6 protein-coding genes are annotated in these 5,623 nt (G+C 67.1%); 1 reads left to right on the top strand and 5 read right to left on the bottom strand.

All coding sequences use genetic code 11. The features are described 5' to 3' along the window. Nucleotides 1-53: 53 nt before the first annotated feature. A complete protein-coding gene (argC, locus tag VN419_RS04010) occupies nucleotides 54-1,121 on the bottom strand; it encodes an N-acetyl-gamma-glutamyl-phosphate reductase (protein WP_325644689.1) in 1,068 nt (355 codons plus the stop codon). 3 nt (nucleotides 1,122-1,124) lie between these two features. Continuing rightward, nucleotides 1,125-1,415, bottom strand: coding sequence for a DUF1844 domain-containing protein (locus VN419_RS04015; RefSeq protein ID WP_325644691.1), 291 nt, complete (start codon nucleotides 1,413-1,415; stop codon nucleotides 1,125-1,127). Nucleotides 1,416-1,660: 245 nt separating this feature from the next. On the opposite strand from VN419_RS04015, the gene plsY reads away from it, so the two are divergent. Then, complete coding sequence (gene plsY, locus VN419_RS04020; RefSeq protein WP_325644693.1) at nucleotides 1,661-2,266, top strand: glycerol-3-phosphate 1-O-acyltransferase PlsY; 606 nt, start codon at nucleotides 1,661-1,663, stop codon at nucleotides 2,264-2,266. Between the two features lie 37 nt (nucleotides 2,267-2,303). Here plsY and hflX read toward each other — a convergent pair whose 3' ends face one another. From hflX to VN419_RS04035, 3 genes are all read right to left on the bottom strand, one after another. Next, nucleotides 2,304-3,854 carry a GTPase HflX gene (hflX, locus tag VN419_RS04025; protein WP_325644699.1) on the bottom strand — a complete coding sequence of 517 codons (1,551 nt, stop codon included), beginning with the start codon at nucleotides 3,852-3,854 and terminating at the stop codon, nucleotides 2,304-2,306. Between the two features lie 216 nt (nucleotides 3,855-4,070). Beyond that, nucleotides 4,071-4,670 (bottom strand): IMP cyclohydrolase, encoded by a 600-nt coding sequence (locus VN419_RS04030; protein WP_325644695.1) that lies wholly within the window; start codon nucleotides 4,668-4,670, stop codon nucleotides 4,071-4,073. Nucleotides 4,671-4,830: 160 nt separating this feature from the next. Then, nucleotides 4,831-5,391 carry a tetratricopeptide repeat protein gene (locus tag VN419_RS04035; RefSeq protein WP_325644697.1) on the bottom strand — a complete coding sequence of 187 codons (561 nt, stop codon included), beginning with the start codon at nucleotides 5,389-5,391 and terminating at the stop codon, nucleotides 4,831-4,833. Nucleotides 5,392-5,623 lie beyond the last annotated feature (232 nt).

Below are 5,623 nucleotides of genomic sequence, written 5' to 3' on the forward strand. Positions count from 1 at the left end.
GTCCAGTTTCGCAGCGGCCACGCCCTCTCCTCCCTGCGGTCCGGTCAGGGCTCCTACGGCATCAGCGGGGCCAGGGGCAGGCCTTGCGTCTCCGGCAGGCCGAGCATGAGGTTCGCGCCCAGCACGGCCTGACCCGAGGCGCCCCGGCACAGGTTGTCGATGCTGGTGACGATGATCAGCCGCCCGATGCGCTCGTCAACCGCCAGGCCGATGTCGCAGAACATGGTGCCGCGCACGAAGCGCGTTTCCGGCAGGGTGCCCAGGGGCAGCACGCGCACCAAGTCCTCGTCCTTGTAGCGTTCGGCGTAGATGGCGTGGGCTTCGGCCAGGGAAAGGGGCTTGGCCAGCCGTGTGTAGATGGTGGACAAGATCCCACGATTGATGGGCAGCAGGTGCGTGTTGAACGAGAGGGCCACGGTCTCGCCCGCCAGGAGCGACACTTCCTGCTCGATCTCCGGCGTGTGGCGGTGCCGGGTCAGGTTGTAGGCGCGGAAGGTGTCGGACACCTCGCAGAACAGCGTCCCCACGCCGGCCTTGCGGCCAGCGCCGCTGGTGCCGCTCTTGGAGTCCACCACGATGTCGTCGGTGCGGACAAGGCCCTGCTCCAGCGCGGGCAAAAGGCCCAGGATGGCCGAGGTGGGGTAGCAGCCGGGGTTGGCGATGAGCCGGGCCTGCTTCATCTGCGCGCGGTACAGCTCCGGCAGACCGTACACGGCCTCGGCCAGGAGCTTTGCCTGGGTGTGCGGCGTGGCGTACCACTTCTCGTAGGTGTCCTTGTCGCGCAGGCGGAAGTCGGCCGAGAGGTCCACCACCTTCACGCCCTTTTCGATGAGCGCGGCGGCGATCTCCTGGGCGGTCTTGTGCGGCACGGCCAGAAACACCAGCTTGCACGAGGCGGCGAGGTCGGCCGGGTCGGGCTGGGTGACGGTGAGCGCGCCCATGCGGCCCAGGTCGCCCGGGCCGGAAAGATAGGGGTAGAGGGAGGCCAGGGTCTTGCCCGCCTCCGACCGGCTGGTGGCCCGCACCAGTTCCAGACCGGGGTGGCCCGCCAGCACGCGGGTCAGTTCCATGCCGGTGTAGCCGGTGACGCCGACCAGTCCCACGGGGATTCTTGCCGCCATGCCCTAGCCCGCCTTGTTCACGTATTTCATGCGCAAGGTGTACAGCATCTCGCACAGGAGCTTCTTTTCCTCGTCGTCCAGGCCGCTGGTGGTCTTGCACTGCAGCATGCCCAGGATGTCGATGACCTGCTTGGCCAGGTGGGGCTGGTAGTCCACCTGCCCGGTGCTGGGGTCCGGGGCCTCGCCCAGGTGCACCATGGCCGAGGACGACAGGGACAGCACAAAGGTGGAAAAATCTATTTCCGGCAGCCCCATAAGGTGCTCGCCGCAGCCGCAGCTTTTGGTTTCGGCCATGATCGCCTCCGTCACAAACAGGATTCGCGCTTGATACACCTTCCCCGGCCGGGGCACAAGGCCGCGCGCGGGGTCAGGCGTAGGGACAAGCCTTTGCCAAGGCGAGGCCCGGCGCGCGTTTGGGAGGCTGCGGTGCGCCCCGGTAAATGCCCCGCGCCCTGCCCTCTGCACCCTGCTTTTCAAGGGCCCGCGAACAATGTACAAGACCCTTGCTGATTGTCCCGATCCCGCAGCAAGGAGAGCCCATGATCGCGTTTCTGCTTTTTCTGTTGGCCTTTGGCCTGGGCATGGTGCCCTTTGGCCTGTATGTGGCGCGCTTCGTCAAGGGCATAGACCCGCGCGAGGCGGGCAGCAGGAACGTGGGCGCCACCAACGTGGCGCGGCTGTGCGGCGCGCCCTGGGGCGTGCTGACCCTGGCGCTGGACCTGTTCAAGGGCTTCATCCCCTGCGTGCTGGCCCCGGCGGATACCGGCTGGCTGGCCCTGTCGCTCATCGGGCTTGCGGCCATCATGGGGCACGCGTACTCGCCGCTGTTGAACCTCAAGGGCGGCAAGGCCGTGGCCACCACGGTGGGCGTGTTTCTGGCCCTGGCCCCGGCGGCGCTCATCCTTTCGGCCATCTGCTGCCTGCTGGTCATCTGGCTTTCGGGCTACGTCAGCATGGGCTCGCTGACCTTGGCGCTGGCGCTGCCGGTATTCTGCCTGCTGACCTTCAACGCGGGCATGCTGCCGCTGGCGCTCGTGGTGATGCTGTTCCTGTTCTGGCGGCACCGCGAGAACATCCTGCGCCTGGACAAGGGCCAGGAGATGCCGTGGCGGAAGGGGAAGAAGTGTGAAGAGGCGGGGGCGTAGGGGCGTTTTGCCGCCCCCACGTTTTCTGAATTTCGTTCTACTGCACCACGTCGCTCCCCATCTCGACATCCCAATAGCTCACGTCCTCGCCTGATTCCTCATGCGGGGCGTTGGGGTCGCGCGGGGGGCCGTTCAGCGGCTCCACGGGCAGCAGGCCCAGGATGGCCGCAACCAGCGGCGTCAGGCCCTCGCGCTTCAGCGCCGTCACCGGAATGCCCGACGGGTACAGGCGGCGCATGACCTCCTGCTGGTCCTCGGTCAGCACTTCCCACTTGTTCAGCGCAAGCAGTCGCGGCGTGTCGGCCAAATCCATCTCGCGCAGAATGGACTCCACCGCCTCGATCTGCTCTTGCGCCTCCGGGTGGGAGATGTCGGCCACGTGCACCAGCACGTCCGCCGCTTCCAGCTCTTCGAGCGTGGCGCGGAAGGCCTCCTGCAAATCCGGCGGCAGGCGGCGGATGAAGCCCACGGTGTCGGTGAGGATGACCTCGCGCTCGCGCGGGAAGCGGATGCGCCTGCTGGTGGGGTCCAGCGTGGCGAAGAGCTTGTTCTCGGCCAGCACTTCGCTGCCCGTCAGCGTGTTCAGAAGCGTGCTCTTGCCCGCGTTGGTGTAGCCCACAAGGGCGATGACCGGGCAGCCCGCCTTGGCGCGGCGGTCGCGCGTGCCGCTGCGGTGGCGGCGCACGCTCTCCAGGTCCTTGCGCACCTTGGTGATGCGTTCGCGCACGCGCCGGCGGTCGATCTCAAGCTTGGTCTCGCCGGGGCCGCGCCCGCCGATGCCGCCCATGAGCCGCGACATGGCCGGGGTTTTGCCCACCAGCCTCGGCAGCGTGTACTTGAGCAGGGCCAGCTCCACCTGCAGCTTGCCCGCCCGGCTGGTGGCCCGCCCGGCAAAGATGTCCAGAATGAGCTGGGTGCGGTCGAGCACGCGGCGTTCCGTGGCTTCGGCCAGGTTGCGCAGCTGCGAGGGCGAAAGGTCCTGGTCGAAGATGACGATCTGCGCGCCGCTTTGCAGGCACATGACCTCCAGCTCCTGCAGCTTGCCCTTGCCCAGAATGTGCCGGGCGTCGGCCTTGTCCACGCGCTGGATCATGCGCGCGGGGCAGGCCAGACCGGCCGTGCGGGCCAGTTCGGCCAGCTCGTCCAGACTGCGTTCCTGGATGATCTTGGGCGCGGAGGACACGCTGACAAGAAGCGCGCGCTCGCGGCCCTTGTCGGAGGCCACGGCGCGCTCCTGGCGGGCGAACTCGTCCTCCAGGGCCTGGACGAGGGCGGAGAAGTCCACCTCGCTGCGGTCCCAGCGCACGGAAGCCAGCACATCGTAGGGCTTGGCGTCCGGGCCGGAAAGCTCGCCCACGGGCACCACGTGGGCCACGTGCAGGCGCTCCGGCCCGCCGAACTGGTCCACGCTGAGGGCGGCCACGGAATCGAGCCTGAGGGCCACCATGTCCATCAGGTCTTCCTGGGACAGGGCCTCGCCGTTCAGGTGCGTGTGCAGAAGGCGCAGGCCGCGCAGGCGCGTTTCGCCCAGGCGGGCGCGGGGCAGCTCCGGGATGTAGATGCGGTCGGGCTCGCCCACGATGAGCATCTCCACCTTGCCCTGGCGGTCGATGAGCAGGCCGAGCTGGCGGCCCACATCGCGCGAGAGGATGGCCAGCTCGCGCGCCTGGTCGGTGGTGTAGCCGCCACCCGAAGGGGGAAATCTCCGGGTGGCGAGGCGGGAAAGACGCTGGATCTGATTGGGCTTGAGGCCTTGGGTGTTGCCTTGCGGTTTCTGGGCGATGGTGAATGGCCTCCGGTGCCGCTACAGGGGAGCGGCGGCCAGGTATTTGGCGATCATGCCGTCATAGGCGGAGACGCGGGCGAAGGTTTCCGCCGCGAGCTCGCGCCGCAGCGCCAGGGACACGCCGCCTGCGTTGGCCTCAAGGTCGGCCTGCACGCGCGGGTAGTAGGAAGGATCGGGCACCACGAGCATGGAGTGGAAATTCTTGGCCGCGGCGCGCAGCATGCACGGCCCGCCGATGTCGATTTCCTCCACCGCGGCGCGCAGGTCCACGCCTTTGGCCGCGGCGTCAGCGAAATTGTAGAGGTTCACGCAGACCATGTCGAAGGGCTCGATGCGCAGCTCCTCCAGGGTCAGCATGTGGCCGGGGTTGTCCTTGTCGGCCAGAATGCCCGCGTGCACGCGCGGATGCAACGTTTTCACCCGGCCGCCCATGATCTCGGGGAAGCCGGTGACATCGCTGACGCTGGTGACCTTGAGGCCCGCCGCGACGAGTTTTTTGTGGGTGCCGCCGGTGGAGATGAGCTCCACCCCGCGAGTGGTGAGAAACGACGCGAAATCAGCCAGTCCAGACTTGTCGGTGACGGACAGGATGGCCCGTCTGATGGGAAGGAAATCCATGCACAACCTCTCTGGTTTCAGAAGTTGTGCCAGAAGATCCGGCCCAAGGCAAGCCAGCGCGCCTGGAAGCGCGGACGGACGGGCTCTCCTATGCGGTTCCCTGTCCCCACCCGACCGACCGGGCGGGGACAGAGAGCCATTAGGGAGGGGAGACCGTCAGTTAGGCGTCAAGCAGGGCCAGCAGTTCCCGCGCGGGCGCAAAGCCGGGGTCCGTGCTCGCAATCTGCTCCAGCTGGGCCTGGGCCTCTTCCTTGCGGTCGAGGCAGACCATGCAGCCGGCCAGAGAGTAGCGGACCTCGCTCTTGCCCGGGTTGATGGAGAGGTAGCTCTCCAGGGCGGGCACGATCTGCGGCAGCCGCTCCAGCTCGTGGCCGAGCCGGATGACGCTCAGGAGCGCGACCATGTTTTCCGGGTTTCTGGCCAGGGCCTCCAGGAACAGGTCGAAGGCTTCTTCCTTCAGCCCCTGCTCCATCTTGACCAGGCCGATTCCGGCGAAAGTTTTGTCGTTGGCGTCGATGCCGTGGGCCTTCACGTACAGGGTCAGGGCGTTTTCAAGCTCCCCGCGCTGCACGGCGATGGTGGCCAGGCCCAGGTACGGATCCGGGTGGATGCCGTTGGAAGACGCTGCCTTCTTGTAGTAGTCCTCGGCCTTGTCGAGCTCGCCCATGAACAGGTAGCACTCGCCGAGTTCCTTGTTGATCTCGTAATCCAGGTGACTCATGGTTCCCCTCCGTTTTCCCTAAGTGCCCGCGTCTCCATGCGGGCGGCAAAAGTTGCGTGGCTCTTGGGAGCCTGCCACGCACATGCACACACCGTGCCAAGAGCAAATATCACCCCTTGCCATCCTCGCCCGCCCCTCCCATCGGCTGTTTCGATCCGCAGCGTCTTTGCGCCTTCAGGCGCCCTCCCCTCGCGCGCGCGATACCAATAATCCGGCGGCCAGGGCCCCGCCC

Source organism: Humidesulfovibrio sp., from assembly GCF_035560995.1.
Taxonomy (GTDB): domain Bacteria; phylum Desulfobacterota; class Desulfovibrionia; order Desulfovibrionales; family Desulfovibrionaceae; genus Humidesulfovibrio.